The sequence below is a fragment of the Mesorhizobium sp. M1252 genome (assembly GCF_040318265.1).
Lineage (GTDB): Bacteria > Pseudomonadota > Alphaproteobacteria > Rhizobiales > Rhizobiaceae > Mesorhizobium.
The window spans coordinates 270,327-290,737 of record NZ_JAMYLX010000001.1 but is presented as its reverse complement, the minus strand read 5'-3'; the positions used below and the strand labels follow the sequence as shown (position 1 = coordinate 290,737).

The 20,411-nt window shown below is 62.2% G+C and carries 21 protein-coding genes and 1 tRNA gene; 14 read left to right on the top strand and 8 right to left on the bottom strand.

Annotation, left to right across the window (positions count from 1 at the left end):
* Positions 1-4: 4 nt before the first annotated feature.
* Together NKH22_RS01435 and NKH22_RS01430 are read right to left on the bottom strand one after the other, a co-directional pair.
* Entirely contained in the window at positions 5-1,222 is a 1,218-nt protein-coding gene (locus NKH22_RS01435) for an LL-diaminopimelate aminotransferase (RefSeq protein WP_023681615.1), read from the bottom strand.
* Positions 1,223-1,312: 90 nt separating this feature from the next.
* A complete protein-coding gene (locus NKH22_RS01430) occupies positions 1,313-1,723 on the bottom strand; it encodes a hypothetical protein (RefSeq protein ID WP_023738998.1) in 411 nt (136 codons plus the stop codon).
* A gap of 97 nt (positions 1,724-1,820) precedes the next feature.
* On the opposite strand from NKH22_RS01430, the gene phaC reads away from it, so the two are divergent.
* The 3 genes from phaC (at position 1,821) to NKH22_RS01415 (ending at position 5,529) form a co-directional block, all read left to right on the top strand.
* Complete coding sequence (gene phaC / locus NKH22_RS01425) at positions 1,821-3,656, top strand: class I poly(R)-hydroxyalkanoic acid synthase (RefSeq protein WP_023821424.1); 1,836 nt, start codon at positions 1,821-1,823, stop codon at positions 3,654-3,656.
* 360 nt (positions 3,657-4,016) lie between these two features.
* Positions 4,017-5,138, top strand: coding sequence for a YcbK family protein (locus tag NKH22_RS01420; RefSeq protein ID WP_245260575.1), 1,122 nt, complete (start codon positions 4,017-4,019; stop codon positions 5,136-5,138).
* A gap of 316 nt (positions 5,139-5,454) precedes the next feature.
* A tRNA-Glu gene (locus NKH22_RS01415) sits at positions 5,455-5,529 on the top strand.
* A gap of 135 nt (positions 5,530-5,664) precedes the next feature.
* Here the strand turns inward: NKH22_RS01415 and NKH22_RS01410 are convergent.
* The 3 genes from NKH22_RS01410 to NKH22_RS01400 all read right to left on the bottom strand — a co-directional run bounded on the left by NKH22_RS01410 (position 5,665) and on the right by NKH22_RS01400 (position 7,384).
* A complete protein-coding gene (locus NKH22_RS01410) occupies positions 5,665-6,333 on the bottom strand; it encodes a DUF2161 domain-containing phosphodiesterase (RefSeq protein WP_023688243.1) in 669 nt (222 codons plus the stop codon).
* Positions 6,334-6,665: 332 nt separating this feature from the next.
* Entirely contained in the window at positions 6,666-6,941 is a 276-nt protein-coding gene (locus tag NKH22_RS01405) for a DUF6074 family protein (RefSeq protein ID WP_352908820.1), read from the bottom strand.
* A gap of 146 nt (positions 6,942-7,087) precedes the next feature.
* Positions 7,088-7,384, bottom strand: coding sequence for a DUF982 domain-containing protein (locus tag NKH22_RS01400; RefSeq protein ID WP_023667653.1), 297 nt, complete (start codon positions 7,382-7,384; stop codon positions 7,088-7,090).
* Between the two features lie 281 nt (positions 7,385-7,665).
* On the opposite strand from NKH22_RS01400, the gene map reads away from it, so the two are divergent.
* The 4 genes from map (at position 7,666) to NKH22_RS01380 (ending at position 10,769) form a co-directional block, all read left to right on the top strand.
* Positions 7,666-8,499 carry a type I methionyl aminopeptidase gene (map, locus tag NKH22_RS01395; protein ID WP_352668715.1) on the top strand — a complete coding sequence of 278 codons (834 nt, stop codon included), beginning with the start codon at positions 7,666-7,668 and terminating at the stop codon, positions 8,497-8,499.
* A gap of 113 nt (positions 8,500-8,612) precedes the next feature.
* The gene (gene radC, locus NKH22_RS01390; RefSeq protein ID WP_023821428.1) at positions 8,613-9,380 is read left to right on the top strand and encodes a RadC family protein; all 768 of its coding nucleotides are present in this window, start codon (positions 8,613-8,615) and stop codon (positions 9,378-9,380) included.
* A gap of 197 nt (positions 9,381-9,577) precedes the next feature.
* A complete protein-coding gene (locus NKH22_RS01385) occupies positions 9,578-9,976 on the top strand; it encodes a RidA family protein (RefSeq protein ID WP_023681625.1) in 399 nt (132 codons plus the stop codon).
* 172 nt (positions 9,977-10,148) lie between these two features.
* A complete protein-coding gene (locus NKH22_RS01380; RefSeq protein ID WP_023821429.1) occupies positions 10,149-10,769 on the top strand; it encodes an isochorismatase family protein in 621 nt (206 codons plus the stop codon).
* A 25-nt stretch (positions 10,770-10,794) separates the two neighbouring features.
* Here the strand turns inward: NKH22_RS01380 and NKH22_RS01375 are convergent, their stop codons facing one another.
* On the bottom strand, positions 10,795-11,709 hold the full coding sequence (locus tag NKH22_RS01375; protein WP_023701662.1) for a LysR family transcriptional regulator: 915 nt from the start codon (positions 11,707-11,709) through the stop codon (positions 10,795-10,797).
* A gap of 160 nt (positions 11,710-11,869) precedes the next feature.
* Here NKH22_RS01375 and NKH22_RS01370 point away from each other — a divergent pair, with 160 nt between their 5' ends.
* From NKH22_RS01370 to NKH22_RS01340, 7 genes are all read left to right on the top strand, one after another.
* Entirely contained in the window at positions 11,870-12,511 is a 642-nt protein-coding gene (locus NKH22_RS01370) for a glutathione S-transferase family protein (RefSeq protein ID WP_027050354.1), read from the top strand.
* A gap of 133 nt (positions 12,512-12,644) precedes the next feature.
* Positions 12,645-13,571 (top strand): DMT family transporter, encoded by a 927-nt coding sequence (locus tag NKH22_RS01365; protein ID WP_023667660.1) that lies wholly within the window; start codon positions 12,645-12,647, stop codon positions 13,569-13,571.
* A 228-nt stretch (positions 13,572-13,799) separates the two neighbouring features.
* The gene (locus tag NKH22_RS01360; RefSeq protein WP_023667661.1) at positions 13,800-14,684 is read left to right on the top strand and encodes a cytochrome c oxidase subunit II; all 885 of its coding nucleotides are present in this window, start codon (positions 13,800-13,802) and stop codon (positions 14,682-14,684) included.
* Positions 14,685-14,706: 22 nt separating this feature from the next.
* A complete protein-coding gene (gene ctaD, locus NKH22_RS01355; RefSeq protein WP_023681631.1) occupies positions 14,707-16,476 on the top strand; it encodes a cytochrome c oxidase subunit I in 1,770 nt (589 codons plus the stop codon).
* Positions 16,473-17,177, top strand: coding sequence for a cytochrome c oxidase subunit 3 (locus NKH22_RS01350; RefSeq protein ID WP_352908818.1), 705 nt, complete (start codon positions 16,473-16,475; stop codon positions 17,175-17,177). Before ctaD ends, NKH22_RS01350 begins: the two co-directional genes overlap by 4 nt.
* 13 nt (positions 17,178-17,190) lie before the next feature.
* On the top strand, positions 17,191-17,913 hold the full coding sequence (locus NKH22_RS01345) for a heme-copper oxidase subunit III family protein (protein WP_023667664.1): 723 nt from the start codon (positions 17,191-17,193) through the stop codon (positions 17,911-17,913).
* 9 nt (positions 17,914-17,922) lie between these two features.
* Positions 17,923-18,321: a cytochrome C oxidase subunit IV family protein gene (locus NKH22_RS01340; RefSeq protein ID WP_023667665.1), complete on the top strand. Its 399-nt coding sequence runs from the start codon at positions 17,923-17,925 to the stop codon at positions 18,319-18,321.
* Positions 18,322-18,384: 63 nt separating this feature from the next.
* Here NKH22_RS01340 and NKH22_RS01335 read toward each other — a convergent pair whose 3' ends face one another.
* A complete protein-coding gene (locus tag NKH22_RS01335) occupies positions 18,385-19,206 on the bottom strand; it encodes a DUF2189 domain-containing protein (protein ID WP_023691119.1) in 822 nt (273 codons plus the stop codon).
* A 179-nt stretch (positions 19,207-19,385) separates the two neighbouring features.
* Positions 19,386-20,318 carry a heme o synthase gene (locus NKH22_RS01330; RefSeq protein WP_023688232.1) on the bottom strand — a complete coding sequence of 311 codons (933 nt, stop codon included), beginning with the start codon at positions 20,316-20,318 and terminating at the stop codon, positions 19,386-19,388.
* Positions 20,319-20,411: the final 93 nt, after the last annotated feature.

The following is a 20,411-nucleotide window of genomic DNA, read 5'->3' as shown; positions in this document are numbered from 1 at the left end:
GACTTTAGCGATGCGCGGCGAGCGGCACCACATTGTTCGGCTGCTTGGCGCTGGACGCCAGGAAGCGCTTGATGTTGCGCGCCGCCTGCCGGATCCGGTGCTCGTTCTCGACCAGCGCGATGCGGACATGATCGTCGCCATGCTCGCCAAAGCCGATGCCCGGCGCCACCGCCACGTCGGCGTGCTCGATCAGGAGCTTGGAAAACTCAAGCGAGCCGAGATGCTTGAACGGCTCCGGGATCGGCGCCCAGGCGAACATCGAGGCAGCCGGTGCCGGAATGGTCCAGCCGGCGCGGCTGAAGGCGTCGACCATGACGTCGCGGCGCTTCAAATAGACCTCGCGCACTTCGGCGATGTCGGCGCCGTCGCCATTCAGCGCATGCGCCGCCGCAACCTGGATCGGCGTGAAGGCGCCGTAGTCGAGATAGGACTTCACCCGCGTCAACGCCGAGATCAGCCGCTCATTGCCGACGGCAAAGCCCATGCGCCAGCCGGGCATGGAGAAGGTCTTCGACATCGAGGTGAACTCGACGCAGACATCGATGGCGCCCGGCACTTGCAGCACCGAAGGCGGCGGATTGCCGTCGAAATAGATCTCCGAATAGGCAAGGTCCGACAGGATGATGATGTCGTTCTTCTTGGCGAAGGCGACCACGTCCTTGTAGAAATCGAGCGAGGCGACCAGCGCCGTCGGGTTCGACGGATAGTTGAGGATCAATGCCAGTGGCTTCGGGATCGAATGACGGACACCGCGCTCGAGCGCCGGGATGAAGCCGTCATCCGGCTCGACCTGCAGCGAACGGATGACGCCGCCCGACATGATGAAGCCGAAAGCATGGATCGGATAGGTCGGGTTGGGGCACAGGATCACGTCGCCCGGCGCGGTGATCGCCTGCGCCATATTGGCGAAGCCTTCCTTCGAACCGAGCGTCGCCACCACCTGCGTGTCGGGATTGAGCTTCACGCCGAAACGGCGCTGATAATAGGCGGCCTGGGCGCGGCGCAGACCTGGGATGCCGCGCGAGGAGGAATAGCGATGCGTGCGCGGATCGCGCACCACTTCGCACAATTTGTCGACGATCGCCTTCGGCGTGGGCAGGTCCGGGTTGCCCATGCCAAGGTCGATAATGTCGGCGCCGCGCGAACGGGCGCTGGCCTTCAGCCGGTTGACCTGCTCGAACACGTAGGGCGGAAGCCGGCGGACCTTGTGAAATTCTTCCATGTCAGTTCCAGACGATTTAAGATTGGCTTTAGCACAGTTGGCTTGGCTAGGCGCCTTTGGCAAAGACCGCTTTCGGCGCGCGATATAGCCTTATTTGCAGGTAGGGTCGAGGGCGGGATCGCATTTGGCTTCGATCTGCTTCAGCGTGTCCTTGCCATGGTTCTTCGCCAGCGAATTCAGCGCCGCCGGGCTGGTGGACGGGGCACCGCCGCCGCCCTTGGCCGCTTGCCCCTGCTGTTCGCCCTTCAACTGGGCAAGCTTGGCCTGCGTCTCCTCAGGGGTGAGTTGCTTTGCCGCCACCTGCGGTGGAATGTTGAGATTGGGATAGGAGCCGGTGTCCTGCGCGCCCTGGGTCAGGCCGACATTCATCCCGTTGCCGGTGTTGGCGCTCGTGCAGCCACTTGCCGCCAGCAGCCCTGGCGCCAGACAGGCGATTGCAACCGCGATGCGGCAAAAGCGGCCTGCCCCCGAAAAAATGGTCTCGCCGGTGTTAATCGTCATATTGTTTTCCTGGCAGCCGGGGTACAGCGCATTGGACCCGGTCAGATGTCCCATGATAATATGTCAAGAAAACGCCTCGGGAGGAACCCCGCGAGCCATGTCCAAAACACCTGATTCGAGCAAAGCGGACGATGATCAATCTTCGACCGTCGAGCAATATCTGGTGAAAGACCCGGAACGCTTCGCGTTGAACATGGCGCGCATGGTCGAACAGGCCGGCAAAGCCGCCTCGGCCTGGGCCGAGCCGCGCGAAAAAGGCGAGGTGCGCGATCATGTCGCCGAACCCGTGGTCGACATGGTCAAAACCTTTTCCAAGCTCAGCGAATATTGGCTGGCCGACCCGCAACGCGCGCTGGAAGCGCAGACGCGACTGTTCGCCGGCTACATGACGGTCTGGGGCAACGCCATCCAGAAGGTTAGCCCTAATGCCGAAGCGCCGGACGATGCGGTCAAGCCCGAGCGCGGCGACAAGCGTTTTCAAGACCCCGAATGGGGTCGCAACGCTTTCTTCGATTTCCTCAAACAGGCCTATCTCGTCACCTCGCGCTGGGCGGCCGACCTGGTCGAGCACGCCGAAGGCCTCGACGACCACACCCGCCACAAGGCGAGCTTCTACGTCAAGCAGGTGTCCAATGCCATCTCGCCGTCGAACTTCATCCTGACCAATCCGGAGCTGTTTCGAGAAACCGTCGCCTCGAATGGCGAAAACCTGGTGCGCGGCATGAAGATGCTGGCCGAAGACATCGCCGCCGGCAAGGGCGACCTGAAGCTGAGACAAGCTGACTATTCGCCCTTCGAGATCGGCAAGAACGTCGCGACATCTCCCGGCAAGGTGGTCGGCCGCAGCGATGTCGCCGAAATCATCCAGTACGATCCGACGACGGAGACGGTGCTCAAGCGCCCGCTGCTGATCTGCCCGCCCTGGATCAACAAGTTCTACATCCTCGATCTCAACCCGCAAAAGTCCTTCATCCGCTGGGCGATCGAGCAAGGCCATACCGTGTTCGTCATCTCCTGGATCAATCCCGACGAGCGGCACGGCGCCAAGGGCTGGGAAGCTTACATACGGGAGGGCCTGCAATACGGCCTCGACACGATCGAGAAGGCGACCGGCGAGAAAGAGGTCAACGCCATCGGCTATTGCGTCGGCGGCACGCTGCTGGCGGCCGCACTCGCACTGCTGGCACAGGAAGGCGACAACCGCATCAAATCGGCGACCTTCTTCACCACGCAGGTCGACTTCACCCATGCCGGCGACCTGAAAGTCTTCGTCGACGAGGACCAGGTGGCAGCGGTCGAGAAATCGATGAACGAAAAGGGCTACCTCGACGGCACCAAGATGGCGACCGCCTTCAACATGCTGCGCTCGGGCGACCTGATCTGGCCTTATGTCATCAACAATTACATGCGCGGCAAGGATCCCCTTCCCTTCGACCTGCTCTACTGGAACGCCGATTCCACCCGCATGGCGGCCGCCAACCACTCCTTCTACCTGCGCAACTGTTATCTCGAGAACAATCTGACGCGTGGCGTGATGGAACTCGCCGGCCGCACTTTGTCGCTGGCCGACGTCACCATCCCGGTTTACAACCTGGCGTCGAAGGAAGATCACATCGCGCCGGCCCTTTCCGTGTTTCTCGGCTCGCGATATTTCGGCGGTGACGTCGAGTTTGTGATGGCTGGTTCCGGCCACATTGCCGGTGTCGTCAACCCGCCGGCAGCCAAGAAATACCAGTACTGGACCGGCGGCAAGCCGACAGGCGATTTTGACCAGTGGCTCGCCTCCGCGGTGGAGCATCCCGGCTCCTGGTGGACGCATTGGCAGCACTGGATCGAGACCCAGGACGACACCCTCGTTCCGGCCCGCAAACCCGGCAAGCACATGAAAACCCTGGGTGATGCCCCCGGCACCTATGTGAAGGTGCGTGTGTAACGGCCGGCACCTTTTGCAGGTGCCTGTGTGTAACGGAATGTAATGTCTGGTGAGTTGACGAGCCGGCAAAACGGGGCGAAATGGTGTCGTCAACCTTCAAGAAGCCTCAATTGGCCTCCAACGAGCAAATAATTCAGAGGCTTGCAGAATTGACACAAGTCTCGTTTCCGGTTTGGGAACACAAGGTTATTGGATGTGAACGTTTCGACGCCGCACCAATAGCAGGCCGACCGGACACCGAGGGGGAATTTAGTTTTGAAATCAGTAGGATCGCGTCTCGCGGGGAGAGAAGGTCGCACTATAGCGGCAGCGCTTTTCTCCGTGCTTCTGGCGTCCTGCACCTCCGCTGGCGACCCCACAATGTCCGTCGGCATGCCTGGCTACAACGCGACCGCTTCTGACATCTCCGCGGCTTCCGGCGCCAGCCCTGCGGCGCCGGGCGATTCGACCGTGCAGGTCACATCCACCGGGCCGCAGATGATGATGACGGCAGCGGGCGATGCGACACTGCCCGAGCAGGTCGCCTATGTGCCGGTGGCCAAGCCCGGCACCGGCTTCCCGGTCAATGTTCCCGCCGGCTCCGAAACCATTGTCGGCCAGACGCCGCAGTCGCTGCAGCAGTCAGCACAGACCGCGGCCGCAACGGACGCCGTGGCGCAGAAGATCGCCGCCGCCGATGCCGGCGTGACCGCACCGAAAGCGACGGCAGCGGCACCCGCGACCAACGAGGTCTACGTGACCGCCGCGCCCCAGCAGATCGACACGCCGAAGAAGGGCTTCCTGGCCTCACTGTTCAGCACCACGCCAACCTCGGCGGCACCTGCTCCGCTGGTCAACTCGCGCTCGGGCGAACAGCCTGCGGTTGCTGCCCAGAAGGCCGCCCCGGCAAAGCCGATCATCACGTTGGCCTCAGCCAGTTCGGCCGACAAGCCCTTGCAGCTTGCCTCGTTTGGCAACGAGAGCAACCACATCACCGGCAGCGATGCGCTGCCCGGCGTGCGCCAGACGGCGCTGTTCGAGATCAAGCGCAAATCCGGCCTCGACGATGAAAGCGACGTCGACCTGAACGAGGACGAGGGTTCGGGCGGCGCCTATCAGGTGGCTTCCGCCGCCGGCCTCGCCCGGCTGGCGCCCAACGGCCTGTTGAAGCAAAACGAGAGCGTCGACGTCGCCTGCCTGAAGCCGTCGCTGGTGCGGGTGCTGAAGACCATCGAAGGCCATTACGGCCGCAAGATGATGGTCACATCAGGCTACCGCGACCCGGCCCGCAACCGCCGCGCCAACGGCGCCAAGAATTCGCTGCACATGTATTGCGCCGCCGCCGACATCCAGGTTCCCGGCGTCTCCAAATGGGAACTGGCGAGCTACATCCGAACCATGCCCGGCCGCGGCGGCGTCGGCACCTACTGCCATACCGAATCCGTTCACGTCGACGTCGGCCCCGAGCGCGACTGGAATTGGCGCTGCCGCCGGCGGGGGTAGCATCCCCATTCGGCAAACGGGCCGAGGGGCTGTTAGCAGCCCGCCGTTTTTTCCGATTAGCTATCAGCGACGTTCGAGATTAGCCGAGGCACCCGCGACTTCGTCATCCTATGGCGAAGCAAGGAGCGCAGCGCAGACGCGAGGATGACGACTGCGCGGCGCGTTCGTCCAAAGATGTGCAATGACGCGAGGGCAGAAAACCTGGGCTGGCTCACCAAACTGGCCGTTTTCGCCCCTCTTGAAAAAAGTTTCCGCATCTGGCGGCTGATGGGTTGCCGGTTGGCAACAACGCAATTATAAGCCGCTTCGTCTGAGCGCGCCCATCGTCTAGCGGTTAGGACACCGCCCTTTCACGGCGGTAACAGGGGTTCGATTCCCCTTGGGCGTACCAGATCTTTGAGGAAAACAAGAAGCCTCGCGGCAGCCGCCGAACTAGCGGCGGCTGGAACGGTGGCGCGGCGAATCGCTTGAAACGGCGAACAGCGGCTGTTTCCCTCGGCGCCTGCTCGCGGCAATCTCCGGCCACTCACCCCTGGTCGTGCGCTACCTGCGGCCAGCGCTGTAACGCCGCGTGGCCACCCTCGGTCAGCGCGTAGACGCCGCGCTCGGCCCTGGCGAACCAGCCATAGACATTGTCCAAGAGGATGCTGGCCGCGCGCGGCGAAATCGCTTTCAGATCGCGCGGGCGTTTCGGCCCGTCGGTCATGGCTGCGGCGCAGGCCAGCGCATCCTGCCGGTAGGCGGTCATGATCGGCGCGCGCGAACCGCCGCCGACCACCGGATCGCCGCGCCGGCGCCGGTGTTCCTCCATCAGCCGCGAGCGCCGCTTTGGATCGCGACGCGGCGGCAAAGCGGCCGGGCTGAGCAGCAATTCGACCTCCCCCTTGCCGCTGACAGCCAGAAGCCCGAAGCCGAGCCGCCGGCACAGCGCGCGAAAACGGCGGTCGTGCTCGCGGCCTTTGCCACGCGCCGACATGCGCGCGGCCAGCCACACTTCGTCGCATGCCGCGGCGCGATCGACACCTTGCAGCACCAGTTCGAGGTTGAACTGCAATTTCAGTTCGCAGATGACCAGCACAGGCGGCTCGCCGTCGCGCACCGCCACGATATCGCAGTGCCCGACTTCGCCCTTGACCGTGAATTCCAGGCTCTCGAGAAACCGCTTCACCGGGATGTAGAGAGACGTTTCCTGCATCGCGCAGGCATAGCCGATTCGGATCGGGTCGGCACAGGGATCGCCGAGAGGCCGACGCCTTGCGCTAAGCCGCCTTGAAACCCACTGTTTGCAAAGGCGGCCGTCAGGCAGGTCTCCGGCGTGATGGTCCCGCCATAGCGCTCGACGATTTCCTTGGCGATGACCGACGTCGCCAGGGCCGAGCGCGACCAGTATTTCATCGCCTGTCTCGCGTTCAACAAGGCGCTCGCCGTGGCTGGGACGGCACAATCGACAGCGTAGGACCCGAGATCCGTCGACGCCAAGACCGGTCCACGGTTGGCCACACAATGATGAGCGCGTGTGTTTTGAGGCTAGGGGCGGGTGCGCGTCCGGCGCTGCCCTGGTGCGGCATCGTCCGCCTTGAAATTCATCTCGTCCTGGACCGCGGCAAAAAACCGGCGGACATCGTTGGCCGCCGAAGCTGCATCGCTGCCGACTGCGACCGCCTTGTCGAGGAGTTCGCGCGCCGTGGCCTTCCAGAACGACGTGGCCGTGTCGCCGTGCAGTCTGCCCAGCCTTGCGGCGACCTCGCGCACCAGCACGGTCTGCCGATCTAGCGGGAAGGTACGCACATTGGCTGAAGACATGTTCTGCACCATGAAACCGACGCAACGAATCAGACGCTGCTCTATGGCTCATGCCTAGCTGTGAAGTCGGAAACGGAACCTTAACGCCGCGGAGTCCGCGCCGATTGGAACGAGTCGGTTGGCCGGCCTCCAGGCCAAGCAGAACTCTAGACCCTCAGGCCCCTCGCTTCGCCGGCGCGCTTGGCCGTAACCATCATATCCCTGGCCAGCAGGCCACTGACCCGGCAAAACGCCATGAAGGCGCGCCAGGCGTCCTCAGTCTTGACCACATCCACCGTGGCCCCGAAGCAGGCATTGAACGCCGCTTCATAGACCTTGCCCTGTCGCTTCTTTGGCCAGTCATGCAGGATATCCAGCGCCTGTTCGACGCTGTATATTTCCTCTACCGGCAGCCCGGGCGCGGGCGCGATGCGCACCGGCACCTCGAATTGCAATCTGTCCATTCTATATCTCCCGAACTGGCGTCGACCACAGCAACGCCGTTCGTCGTCAAAAGTTGCTTTGGCTGCTTTTGCGCGCGAAAATGTGTCGTCAGTGCGATCTCGGCATTCGGAGGAGATCGCGCACCTGGATGTCATCTGAGCGGCCGCGCAAGCCAGGAATATCGCCAGTATCAGTCCATTGCCGGCAGTTCTTCCTTGAACCTTGCGGCTTGCAGTGCCAAATCTGAGGAAATTTTCTAACGGGCTGATATGCGCCGCCCGCTTACAGGCAAACGGACACTATGGTCACCTATCTCGACGCCGCCACGGCACCCCTCAGGAATACCGGCCAGATCCGCCTCTACGGCGAAAAAGGATTTGCCGGCATGCGCAAGGCCTGCGATCTCACCGCGCGCTGCCTTGATGAACTGGTGCCGATGGTCCAGCCGGGTGTCACCACCGAGACCATCGACCGTTTCGTCTTCGAATTCGGCATGGACCAAGGCGCGCTACCGGCGACGCTCAACTACCGCGGCTACACCAAATCGTCCTGCACCTCGATCAACCACGTCGTTTGCCACGGCATTCCAGACAGCAAGCCGTTGAAGGACGGGGATATCGTCAACATCGACGTCACCTACATCCTCGACGGCTGGCACGGCGATTCCTCGCGCATGTATCCCGTCGGCACCATCAAGCGCGCCGCCGAACGCCTGCTTGAAGTCACTCATGAGTGCCTGATGCGCGGAATCGCGGCGGTCCGGCCCGGCGCCCGCACCGGCGCCATCGGCGCCGCCATCCAGACCTATGCCGAGGCAGAGCGCTGCTCGGTGGTGCGCGATTTCTGCGGCCACGGCGTTGGCCAGTTGTTCCACGACGCACCCAACATCCTGCACTATGGCACCGCCTCGGAAGGCGTCGAGATGCGGCCGGGCATGATCTTCACCATCGAGCCCATGATCAATCTTGGCCGGCCGCATGTGAAAGTGCTGTCGGACGGCTGGACGGCGGTGACGCGCGACCGCTCGCTGTCGGCGCAGTACGAACACACGATAGGCGTCACCGAAACTGGCTGCGAGATTTTCACCCTGTCGCCAAACAAGCTCGACCGCCCCGGCCTGCCGGCGGTCAGCTGAAAACAAGATCGCCTCAAGCCGCGGCTTTGAGGCGCCGTCGCCGAAAAAACTCGACCGCGCGCTGCTTACCGCTCTAATCTGCCGTCGAAGCCTTCGGGGAGTGTGTGGGGTCGATGGGGAAGAGTGGCGACGACGAACGGGGGTTCTTCTCCGAGCGGTGGCTTGAACCACCGGCGAAGGACAAGGCACCAAGAGACAAATCGACGGAGAAGCCACACTATCACGGCCATCGCGACCGTTTGCGCGAGCGCTTCGTTGCCGGCGGCGCAGACGTCCTGCCCGACTACGAACTTCTCGAACTGCTGCTGTTTCGCCTGATCCCGCGCGTCGACACCAAGCCGATCGCCAAGGCGCTCTTGGCGCGCTTCGGCACTTTTGGCGAAGTGCTTGGCGCACCGGTGGCGCTGCTGCAGGAGGTGAAGGGCATCGGCCCCGCCGTGGCGGTCGACCTGAAGGTGATTGCCGCTGCCGCGCAGCGCATGGCGCGGACCGAGGTTCGCGACCGCGAGGTGCTGTCCAACTGGACGCAGCTTCTTGCGTACTGCCGCTCGGCGATGGCGTTCGAGAACCGCGAACATTTCCGCATCCTGTTCCTCGACAAGAAGAACGTGCTGATCGCCGACGAGGTACAGCAGGTCGGCACCGTGGACCACACGCCGGTCTATCCGCGCGAAGTGATCAAGCGCGCGCTCGAACTGTCGGCCAGCGCCGTCATCCTGGTGCATAATCACCCATCAGGTGATCCGACACCATCGCGTGCGGACATCGAAATGACCAAGCAGATCATCGACAGCGCCAAGCCGCTCGGCATCGCCGTCCACGACCACATCATCATCGGCAAGAAAGGCAACGCCTCGATGAAGGGCCTGCTGCTGATCTGAGCCTGATGGGCGCCGGTGCCGTCATCCCAAACGCCACCGCTCGCGAGCCAATCAGCAACATTCCGGCTTGGCTCAAACGCCCACGCTTGCGGTGTAGAAGTGATATTGCGACGGAAGCGCCCGCTTCGGCGACAATGTCGTAGACTCGCGAATACGAAGCAGCCAGTTCCCGTCAGCCATTGCAGGAGATCTATTCAATGACGCTCGAATGCATAAATCCAAATGATCTGCCGATTCCGGAAATGTACTCCCAGGTCGTCGTTGCGACAGGAAGCAAGCTGGTGTTCGTCTCGGGCCAGCAGCCAGAAGACATACACGGCAAGCTCGTTGGCCATGGTGATTTCGCAGTCCAGGCGCGCCTGGCGTTCGGGAATCTCGGCCGAGCGCTTGCTGCCGCCGGCGCTCGGCCCGAGCAAGTCTGCAAGATCACGATCTACATCGTCGATTACAAACGCGACGAACACGTGCCGATCATCGAAGCGGCCCAGATCGAGCTGTTCGGCGATCACAAGCCAGCAAACGTGGTGGTCGGGATAGCGGTGATGTCTCCCGGCTACCTGATAGAGATCGATGCGATCGCGGTCATCGACCCGTAGGCCAAGCGAGGACGCGTCAAGTCGCCCAAACCAATCCCGGAGCTCGCTGCGAGATTGCCACGACCTTGATCTCTCCATCCATCCACGATCACATCGTCATCGGCAGGAATTGCGATGTCTCGATGAAGAGCCTGCTGCTCACCTGATCAACGTCGGAAACAGGAAACACGCAATGCCCCAGCCCGGCGACGAACCATGGCCGTTCGACAAGCAACGCGCAGCCCTCCTGGTCATCGACATGCAAAGCGACTTTGTCGATGAGGGCGCCGTCATGGAAGTGGCCATGGCCCGCCATCGCATTCCGGCGATGCGGCAGGTGGTCGAGCTTTGCCGCGCGCAAGGCGTCCCGGTTATCTACACCCAGCATGTGCTCAGCGACCATTTCGATATCTCGCCGCTGGAAACCGGCTATCAGCCGAAGCTGAAAACCAAAGGAATGCGGGAAGGCAGCGCCGGCGCCGAAATCGTCGCCTCGCTTGCGCCCTTGCCTGGGGATGTCGTCATCAAGAAGCACCGCTACGATGCCTTCCACAACACGCAGCTCGAGACCGTGTTGCGCAACATCCGTGGCGCAGGCCGGGTCGACACGGTGATCATCATCGGCACCGTGACCAGCATCTGCTGCGAATCCACCGCGCGGAGCGCCTTCATGCGCGACTACAAGGTGGCTTTCATCAGCGACGCCAATGGCGGACTGGACGAGGCATCGCACAATGCAACCCTCGACATCATAGGCAAGGTGTTCGGGCGCGTGATGACGGTTGCCGAGCTTGGGAACCTGTTGCGGAGTTGAACCCCAGCGTCAGCTGGCGTGCGTCTCAAGCTCCGGCGCCGAGCCTGCCCTCAAGAAGGTCGCGCCGCTGCTGCAATTCGCCGGAGACGAATTTGGTGAAGGCGTGGACGCGCGCCGTGCGGCGCAAATCGTCGTGCACCAGCACCCACAGCGCCGAGCCGATCTCCTCGATCAGCCCTCCGACCCTTACAAGCCCGGGCAGGCTGTCGCCGAGATAACAGGGCAGCGCCGCAACCCCGATTCCGGCGCCCGCCGCATGCGACATCGTCACCAGGGAATCGGCGCGTATGGCGATCTCGACATCGGGCAGCGACGACCGCATCCAGCGGGCGACGCCGGTGTTGGCCAGGCTGTCGTCGGGCGCGATCCAGCGCAGCGCACCCAGTCTCGGCTCCGGGGGTAGCGTTTCGGCATAGGAACGTGTCGCGTAGGCGGCGAAGGCGACGCCCGAAATGCGCCGGCCGACCAGGATTTCCTGCGGTTGCGACACCGGCCTGATCGCCACGTCTGCATCCCTTTGCGTCAGGTTGGCGATGGAATTCTGCGTCATCGCCTCGACCCGTATGCCGGGATGGAGCTTATGAAACGCCGCCAGGATCGGCGGCAGCACCGATGCCATCAGCGTATCGGTGGTGGTGACCCGCAACCTGCCTTCGAACCTGAGATCCTGCCCCGACAGTTTGCGCGCCAGTTCATTGACCGTCTCGGCCATTGTGCGTGCCGCGCCCAGCAGTTCCTCGCCGCCCGCGGTGAGGGCATAGCCAGTCGGCAGCCGATCGAAAAGGCGGATACCCAGCCGCGCCTCGAAGGCGTTGACGCGCCGCAGCACAGTCGTGTGGTTCACGCCTAGGATCCGAGCCGCCGCCGCCAGCGAAGCGCCATCGGCGACGGCCAGCACCATGCGCAGATCTTCCCAGTCGATATCGCGTGAGCTGTGCATTCTTGCAGAAAGATAAAAGAAAGCGCTGCGCTCTGCGAGTCAAAATGACGCTTCGCTGTGCAAAAACGCAGAGCAAGCGGGCGAATCGGCATGTCGATCTGCGCATGCACGCACGCCATATGGAGTCCGACGACAAAAGAAACAGTCGCGGAGAAGAGCCATGACGCCGATAGAACTCTACACCTGCCAGACACCCAACGGGCACAAGGCCTCGATCATGCTGGAAGAGGTCGGCCTGCCCTACTCGGTCCGCTTGGTCGACATCGAAAGGGGCGACCAGACCAAGCCTGATTTCCTGGCGCTCAATCCCAACAACAAGATCCCGGTGATCGTCGACCGGGACGCCGGCCGCACGGTCTTCGAATCCGGCGCCATCCTACACTACCTGGCGCGACGGTCGGGCAAGCTTCAGCCGGTGGGCGCGCAGGAGGCGGACGATACGCTGACCTGGACCTTGTTCCAGGCGGCCCATGTCGGCCCGACGCTTGGCCAATTGTGGAATTACAAAATCTTCGCGCCGGAAAAAATCCCTTATGTGATCGAGCGTTTTGAGCGCGAAACCGGACGCGTCTTCCGAGTGCTCAATAGCCGGCTCAAGAACTATGAGCACATCGTCGGCAAAAGCTACGGCATCGCCGATGTGATGACATGGCCATGGATCAACGCGGCCGTCACCAGGCTCGGCCTCAGCCTCGATGACGCGCCAGACCTGGCGCGTTGGTATGCCGCCATAGGCCGACGCTCCGCAGTTGTCAGAGGCATTGCCGTTCCCGCCCTGCCCGAAGCATCGGCTGCCGCTTAGATCATGATGAGATTTGGTTGAAATCTCATCATGACCTAACCCTTTGTTGGAGCATGATCTTTTCCAAAAAACCGGCACCCACTTTTTGGGATCATGCCCTAGCCGCCGCACCCCGCATTCAAGGAATACGATCGTGGAAATCCTCTTCGTCCCTCTGGCGCTTGTCGCCGGTGGCCTGCTTGCGGTGCAAGCCGGCGCCAATGCCCAACTTTCAAAGGCGGTCGGCTCACCCTTTGCCGCGACCACGCTTCAGCTCGCGGTCGGCGCCATCGTGCTGTTGTCGATCACGGCCCTCACCGGAACGACACCGGCTCTGCTTGCCGTTCGGCAAGCCGAATGGTGGCATGCGATCGGCGGCATGGCTTCGGCCTTCTACGTTGTTTCGACCATTCTTCTGTTCCCTCGCCTTGGCGCCGTCGTGTCCGTCGGGCTCTTCATCGCTGGGCAGATGCTTGCATCCTTCGCCCTCGACACGTTCGGCTGGCTCGGGATCCCCGAAGCCGGACTGCGAGCCGGGCCTGCCTTCGGCATGCTCGTCTTGCTTGCCGGGGCTGCCCTCATCGTTCTGGGACAGAAGGGCGCGGCCGACAATACCGCATCCTCAAGACCAGGGTGGATCGGACTGGCGCTGCTGGCAGGCGCCGTGCTTCCGGTGCAAGGCGCTGTAAACGCCTTGCTTCGGCACGACCTTGGCGGCGCGCCGTTTGCGGTCGGCACCATCTCGTTCCTGGTGGCGATGCTGGCCATGGCCGCGGTGCTTCTGATCGCGCTTGCCCTGACGAAGACGCCCCGCCCTCGCCTCGCCGGCTTGTCGTCGATGCCCTGGTGGGGCTGGCTCGGAGGTTTTGCCGGCGCCACCTATGTCACGACCGTGTTCACCGCCATCCCCGTCATCGGAGCGGCAGCTGCCGTCAGCCTGACGGTGGCCGGCCAGCAGGTCGCCGGCATCTTCGTCGACACCTTCGGCTGGTTCCGCCTGCCGCAGCGGCTTGTCTCCGGCATGCGGCTCGCCGGCGTCGTGCTGCTTTTGGCCGGCTGCATCATCATCAAGGCGCTTTGATCCCGCTGGAACAAGGCAAGCCGAATCAAACCAGCCCCTGCCCTCCCTGATTTGGGGGGTCAGGTGTCGCTCCGGCGTCACCAACGAAGCAAGGTCCGGGCGCCGCAGAAGCAATTTTTCGCTCCTTCCACAACCGGCTCTAGAATTTCGATCGCAAATCACGCATGATGCACTTGGTATTTTCCCGGGACGGCTTCGCGCCCCCTGAAATACCGGGAGGAACGGGACATGCCCATAGTGGTTGTACTCGTTTTGATCGTCGTGGGCTCGGTGTTGTTCCACTTCCTGAGCCCATGGTGGTGGACTCCGATTGCCTCGAATTGGGACTATATCGACAACACCATCATCATCACCTTTTGGATTACCGGCGTCGTCTTCGCCGCAGTCGTCCTATTCATGGCCTATTGCGTTTTCCGCTTCCGTCACCGCGAAGGCAACCAGGCGGCCTACGAACCGGAGAACAAGCGGCTCGAATGGTGGCTGACGATCGTCACCGGAGTGGGTGTTACCGCCATGCTGGTTCCCGGCCTGTTTGTCTGGAGCCGGTTCGTCAACGTTCCAAGCGACGCAACCGTGGTCGAAGTCGTCGGCCAGCAATGGCAGTGGAGCTTCCGCTTGCCCGGCAAGGACGGCAAACTCGGCACATCCGACACCCGCGACGTCACCGCTGAAAATCCGCTGGGCGTGATCGCCAAGGATCCCAGCGGCCAGGACGACGTCGTGGTCGAAGCGGCCGACCTGCATCTGCCGGTCGGCAAGCCGGTCAAGATGCTGCTGCGCTCGATCGATGTGTTGCACGATTTCTACGTTCCGGAATTCCGCGCCAAGATGGACATGATACCGGGCTCGGTCACCTATTTCTGGTTCACCCCCACCAAGACCGGGACCTTCCAGGTTCTGTGCGCCGAACTGTGCGGCCAGGGGCACCCGATGATGCATGGCATCGTCATGGTCGATACCGAGCAGGACTATGTGGCCTGGCTCGACCAGCAGCAGACGTTCGCGCAGTTGTCGGCGCCGCAGCAGACGGGCTCGGTGGAACAGGCGCCGGGCAACGCGACGGCGTCAGCTCTAGAAGTTGCGGCAAAACTCGAAACTGTCGGGTCCCGCTGAAGGGCACGGAGGTGCTCCGCCTATGGTCGATATCACGCCTGCAGATGCCGTCCCGCCCGCCGAAGTCGCGGAAATGGAGCTTTACCATCCGCACAGCTGGTGGACGAAGTATGTCTTCTCGCAGGACGCCAAGGTCATCGCCATCCAGTATTCGGCGACCGCAACGGCCATCGGCCTGGTCGCGCTGGTGCTGTCCTGGCTGATGCGGCTGCAGCTCGGCTTCCCCGGCACGTTCGATTTCATCACCCCCGAGGCCTACTACCAGTTCATCACCATGCACGGCATGATCATGGTGATCTACCTGCTCACGGCACTCTTCCTCGGCGGCTTCGGCAACTACCTGATCCCGCTGATGGTCGGAGCCCGCGACATGGTCTTTCCCTATGTCAACATGCTGAGCTACTGGATCTACCTCCTTGCCGTGCTGGTGCTGGTGTCGAGCTTCTTTGCGCCCGGCGGACCGACCGGCGCCGGGTGGACGCTCTATCCGCCGCAAGCCATCATGACCGGCACACCTGGCGGCCAGGAATGGGGCATCATCCTGATGCTCGTCTCGCTGATCCTGTTCATCATCGGCTTCACCATGGGCGGTCTGAACTATGTCGTGACGGTGCTGCAGGCCCGCACGCGCGGCATGACGATGATGCGCCTGCCGCTGACCGTCTGGGGCATCTTCACCGCCACCGTCATGGCGCTGCTCGCCTTTCCGGCGCTGTTCGTCGCCTGCGTGATGATGCTGCTTGACCGCGCGCTTGGAACCTCCTTTTTCATGCCCGCGGTCGTCGAGATGGGGGAACAGCTACAGCACAATGGCGGCAGCCCGATCCTGTTCCAGCATCTGTTCTGGTTCTTCGGCCACCCGGAAGTCTACATCGTGGCGCTGCCGGCCTTCGGCATCGTCTCCGATCTGATCAGCACGCATGCGCGCAAGAACATTTTTGGCTACCGGATGATGGTCTGGGCCATCGTTGGCATCGGCGCGCTGAGCTTCGTGGTCTGGGCGCACCACATGTATGTCAGCGGCATGCACCCCTATTTCGGCTTCTTCTTCGCCACCACGACACTGATCATCGCCATCCCGACGGCGATCAAGGTCTACAATTGGGTGCTGACGCTGTGGCGGGGCGACATCCATCTCACCATACCGATGCTGTTTGCCATGGCTTTCATCGTCACCTTCGTCAATGGCGGGTTGACCGGGCTGTTTCTCGGCAACGTCGTCGTCGACGTCCCGCTGTCGGACACGATGTTCGTCGTCGCTCACTTCCATATGGTCATGGGTGTTGCTCCGATCGTCGTCATCTTCGGCGCGATCTACCACTGGTACCCGAAGGTCACCGGCCGGATGCTGAACGAGACGCTCGGCCGGTTCCATTTCTGGGTCACATTTCTCGGCGCCTACCTGATCTTCTTTCCCATGCATTACATCGGCCTGATGGGCGTGCCGCGGCGCTATGCCGAACTGACCGACGTGACGGTCATGACGGAGTCGGCGCATCACCTGAACTCGTTCATCAGCATCATGGCGTTTATCGTCGGCTTCGCCCAGATCGTTTTCCTGTTCAATCTTATCTGGAGCATCCGCCATGGGCGCGAGGCCGGTGGCAATCCATGGCGAGCCACGACACTCGAATGGCAAACGCCGCAGACGCCACCGGCGCATGGCAATTTCGGCAAGGATCTGCCGATCGTCTATCGCTGGGCCTATGACTACAGCGTGCCGGGCGCCAAGGAGGACTTCATTCCGCAAAACATGCCGGGCACGTTCGGCCCCTCCAGGGAGCCGGCATGAGCGTCATCCTGGTCTTCCTTCTCGTGATCGCCGGCTTTGCCGGCTGGTGGCTCTCGCATCAGCGGCTGATGGCGAAACCATGGCTCGAGCAAGGTGTGGCAGGAGATTTTGTCGCCTTCGACCGATCGAGCCTGCCGACCGCCAAGATTGGCCTCGGTGTCTTCCTCGCCGTGGTCGGCTGCCTGTTTGCGCTGTTCACCAGCGCCTACTTCATGCGTATGGCGCTGTCGGACTGGCAGCCGCTGCCCATCCCACGCCTGCTCTGGCTCAACACCGGCATGCTGGTGCTGAGCAGCGTTGCGCTGCAATGCGCCTCGATCGCGGCGCGCAAGCGCCAGATGGACACGGTCAGGCTCGGCCTTGCCGCGGCTGGGCTCACCGCGATCGCCTTCCTCATCGGGCAGTTCATGGCATGGCGGGACCTGACCGCCGATGGCTATTTTCTGGCCTCCAATCCGGCCAACAGTTTTTTCTACCTGATAACCGGGATACACGGCCTGCATATAGTGGGAGGGCTGGTGGGCCTGGGCAGGACAACCGCCGGCGCCTGGAACGGGGCACGGCCGGAACGGCTTCGCCTCAGCGTCGAATTATGCGCCATGTACTGGCATTTCCTGCTTTTCGTCTGGCTCGCCATCTTCGCTCTTTTAGCCGGCTGGGCCGCGACGTTCATCGATATTTGCCGGCAGTTGCTGACCTAGGAGGTCGAGGAGCATGGCAGAAACGACACTGACGCATACCGGCCAAACGGAGACGCGGCCCGCAGGCTGGCAAGGCATCGCCGCCGATTGGTCCTCGGATCAGCGCGCGTTCAAGAACGTGTCCTGGGGCAAGGCCATGATGTGGATCTTCCTGCTCAGCGACACCTTCATCTTCGGCTGCTTCCTGCTCTCCTACATGACCGCGCGCGTCTCCACACGTGTGCCGTGGCCCAATCCGAGCGAGGTCTTTGCGCTTCGCATCGGCGGTTCGGACATTCCACTGATCCTGATTGCCATCATGACCTTCGTGCTGATATCGAGCAGCGGAACGATGGCCATGGCGGTCAATTTTGGCTATCGCCGCGACCGCCGCAAAACCGCAATCCTCATGCTTCTGACGGCAGCGCTAGGAGCCACCTTCGTCGGCATGCAAGCCTTCGAATGGACCAAGTTGATCACCGAAGGGGTACGGCCGTGGGGCAATCCCTGGGGCGCGGCACAATTCGGCTCGACTTTCTTCATGATCACCGGCTTCCACGGCACGCATGTGACGATCGGGGTGATCTTCCTCATCATCGTGGCGCGAAAGGTCTGGCGTGGAGACTACGACGTCGGTCGTCCCGGCTTCTTCACCAGCCGCAGGGGTCGCTACGAGAACGTCGAAATCATGGGGCTCTACTGGCATTTCGTCGACCTGGTCTGGGTGTTCATTTTCGCATTCTTCTATCTTTGGTGAGAGGCTGACATGGCTGAAGCAACCGCAAACGGCCTCGGGCAACACGCGCTGCACTCTGATCATGCGCATGAAGGGCCATCGACCGGCGTCGCGGAGGTTCATCAGGAACATCCGATCAAGCTCTATCTGGTGGTCTGGGCATGGCTGTTCATCCTCAGCGCCTGCTCCTACATGGTCGATTATCTCGGCATCCACGGCTATCTCAGATGGTCTCTGATCCTGATCTTCATGATCCTCAAGGCCGGGCTGATCGTCGCCGTGTTCATGCACATGGCCTGGGAGCGGCTGGCGCTGACCTATGCGATCATCCTGCCGCCGCTTCTGATATTGGTGTTCGTGGCGATGATGCTCTTCGAAGCGGACTACACGCTTCTCACCCGGTTGTCCTTCTTCGGACCGGGGCCCTGACGCACAGTCTTCATCTCCGGTCAAAGACCGGAGATGAAGCTTCCCATCAGCTGATCTGCGGGGTCAGAGGCCGACCCGCGTCGGGGACGATGGCGGCTCCACAACCTTGCGGTAGACATGCCAGGTGGCGTGACCCAGGATCGGCAGCACGACCGCCAGCCCGGCAAACACCGGCAGCGAGCCTATGATCAGGGCGACGGCGACAATCAGTCCCCAGACAGCCATGGGGATCGGGTTCGCCAGCACCGCTCGCACCGACGTGTGGATGGCTTCGTAGGCGCCGACGTCGCGGTCGAGCAGCAATGGGAAGGCGACAACCGTCGTGCACAACACCACCGCGGCGAAGACGAAGCCGATGGCGTGCCCCAGGACAATCAGAGACCAGCCGCGTCCGGTGGCAAATATTTCATTGATGAAGCCCGAAATCGATGCAGGCGGAGCCGGGCCGAAGAGATATTCGTAGAACACCTGCGCCGCCAAAAGCCAGGCGATGAAGATTGCAACCAGCATGATCCCGACTGCGGCGATGGCTGGCAGGGCCGGAGAATTCCTGACCTCGAAAGCGTGCGTCCAGGAGGTGTCGAGCCCGGCTTCTCGTCTGCGGCTGATCTCATAGAGGCCGATCGCCGCGAATGGACCTATCAGCGCAAAGCCGGACACCAGCGGAAACAACATCGGCAACGCATTGGCGCCCGAAGTCCAGGCAGCGAGCACCACGCCGACAAGCGGATAGATCAGGCAGAGAAAGACGATGTGCGACGGTTTGACCATAAAATCGTCAACACCGCGCTTGAGCGCATCGAATAGATCGGAAACACTGATTTTTCGGATTTTGGTGTGTTCCAGCGTTTCGCTGGCGCCTGCAATCACGTGAAAACTTGTCATGCCCGTTCCTCCAGACCAGGTCCGGCAAGGTCGCGGTTTCACGGTGCTGCCGTTCTGCATGACTGGCCACGCGAACCGCGACCTGCACCGCAATCAATATACTCCATTGACTGGAGCTTGTCGCCCGTTCTTACAAAAGGCTCCCGGAAGGCGAGGTTTCCGAACACAGCGTCATGCCGTCATCCTCCGGCTGACATGAACGCGCGTATCGCGATGGTATCGGCAAGCAGCACGGCAAAGATCGCGAAAAGATAGAAGATCGAATAGGCAAACAGCGCCTTGGCCGGCTTCATCTCCTTGTCGAGGATGACCAGGGCGTTCCAGGCATGCCAGATGAAACCCGCGCCCAATGCAGCCGAAACAATCCCATAGACCCCGCTCGTAAATCCGAACGCCCAGGGCAGCACTCCGATCGGTGCCAGGAGCAGTGAATAGGCGAAGATCTGCCTTCTGGTCGAGGCCTGGCCGGCCACGTTCGGCATCATCGGGATGCCGGCAGCGGCATAGTCGCCGGCCTTGAACAGTGCGAGCGCCCAGAAATGCGGCGGCGTCCACAGGAAAATGATCAGGAACAGGATGAGGCTTTCAATGCCGATGGCGCCGGTGGCCGCCGCCCAGCCGATCATCGGAGGAAGGGCACCCGCCGCGCCGCCGATGACGATGTTCTGCGGTGTCGAGCGCTTCAGCCACATCGTATAGATGACGACGTAGAAAAAGATGGTGAAGGCCAGCAGTGACGCGGCAAGCCAGCCCACCAGCACGCCGAGCGTCATGACCGAAAGTGCGGAAAGCACCAAGCCGAAGCCGAGCGCTTCGCCGGCCGTGACGCGGCCCGACGGAACCGGCCGCTTTGACGTGCGCGACATCAGCGCGTCGATGTCGGCGTCGTACCACATGTTGAGCGCGCCGGCCGCTCCCGCTCCAACCGCAATCGCACCTATGGCGATCACGGCGATGACCGGGTTCATCGCGCCGGGCGCCACCATCAGACCGACGAAGGCGGTAAACACGGCAAGGGCCATGACCCGAGGCTTCAAGAGCGCAAAGAAATCACTGGCCGTCGCTTCCGAGAGGCGGACGCCGGTATCCTTGAGGCTTTCCTTGACCGACATTTGAGACGACCATCGATGGAAACCGGGCAGCCTAGAGCAATTCCAGGAAAGTGTATGGGGTTTTCCGCCCGGAATTGCGTAAGAACAAAGAGA

What these genes read in the sequence shown, in the direction of transcription:
- NKH22_RS01385 (WP_023681625.1), top strand. Translation starts at nt 9,578, where the DNA reads ATGACGCTCGAATGCATAAATCCAAATGATCTGCCGATTCCGGAAATG.
- phaC (WP_023821424.1), top strand. Translation starts at nt 1,821, where the DNA reads ATGTCCAAAACACCTGATTCGAGCAAAGCGGACGATGATCAATCTTCG.
- NKH22_RS01330 (WP_023688232.1), bottom strand. Translation starts at nt 20,318, where the DNA reads ATGTCGGTCAAGGAAAGCCTCAAGGATACCGGCGTCCGCCTCTCGGAA.
- NKH22_RS01375 (WP_023701662.1), bottom strand. Translation starts at nt 11,709, where the DNA reads ATGCACAGCTCACGCGATATCGACTGGGAAGATCTGCGCATGGTGCTG.
- map (WP_352668715.1), top strand. Translation starts at nt 7,666, where the DNA reads ATGGTCACCTATCTCGACGCCGCCACGGCACCCCTCAGGAATACCGGC.
- NKH22_RS01380 (WP_023821429.1), top strand. Translation starts at nt 10,149, where the DNA reads ATGCCCCAGCCCGGCGACGAACCATGGCCGTTCGACAAGCAACGCGCA.
- NKH22_RS01335 (WP_023691119.1), bottom strand. Translation starts at nt 19,206, where the DNA reads ATGACAAGTTTTCACGTGATTGCAGGCGCCAGCGAAACGCTGGAACAC.
- radC (WP_023821428.1), top strand. Translation starts at nt 8,613, where the DNA reads ATGGGGAAGAGTGGCGACGACGAACGGGGGTTCTTCTCCGAGCGGTGG.
- NKH22_RS01360 (WP_023667661.1), top strand. Translation starts at nt 13,800, where the DNA reads ATGCCCATAGTGGTTGTACTCGTTTTGATCGTCGTGGGCTCGGTGTTG.
- NKH22_RS01435 (WP_023681615.1), bottom strand. Translation starts at nt 1,222, where the DNA reads ATGGAAGAATTTCACAAGGTCCGCCGGCTTCCGCCCTACGTGTTCGAG.
- NKH22_RS01405 (WP_352908820.1), bottom strand. Translation starts at nt 6,941, where the DNA reads ATGTCTTCAGCCAATGTGCGTACCTTCCCGCTAGATCGGCAGACCGTG.
- NKH22_RS01340 (WP_023667665.1), top strand. Translation starts at nt 17,923, where the DNA reads ATGGCTGAAGCAACCGCAAACGGCCTCGGGCAACACGCGCTGCACTCT.
- NKH22_RS01370 (WP_027050354.1), top strand. Translation starts at nt 11,870, where the DNA reads ATGACGCCGATAGAACTCTACACCTGCCAGACACCCAACGGGCACAAG.
- NKH22_RS01400 (WP_023667653.1), bottom strand. Translation starts at nt 7,384, where the DNA reads ATGGACAGATTGCAATTCGAGGTGCCGGTGCGCATCGCGCCCGCGCCC.
- NKH22_RS01410 (WP_023688243.1), bottom strand. Translation starts at nt 6,333, where the DNA reads ATGCAGGAAACGTCTCTCTACATCCCGGTGAAGCGGTTTCTCGAGAGC.
- NKH22_RS01350 (WP_352908818.1), top strand. Translation starts at nt 16,473, where the DNA reads ATGAGCGTCATCCTGGTCTTCCTTCTCGTGATCGCCGGCTTTGCCGGC.
- NKH22_RS01345 (WP_023667664.1), top strand. Translation starts at nt 17,191, where the DNA reads ATGGCAGAAACGACACTGACGCATACCGGCCAAACGGAGACGCGGCCC.
- ctaD (WP_023681631.1), top strand. Translation starts at nt 14,707, where the DNA reads ATGGTCGATATCACGCCTGCAGATGCCGTCCCGCCCGCCGAAGTCGCG.
- NKH22_RS01430 (WP_023738998.1), bottom strand. Translation starts at nt 1,723, where the DNA reads ATGACGATTAACACCGGCGAGACCATTTTTTCGGGGGCAGGCCGCTTT.
- NKH22_RS01420 (WP_245260575.1), top strand. Translation starts at nt 4,017, where the DNA reads ATGTCCGTCGGCATGCCTGGCTACAACGCGACCGCTTCTGACATCTCC.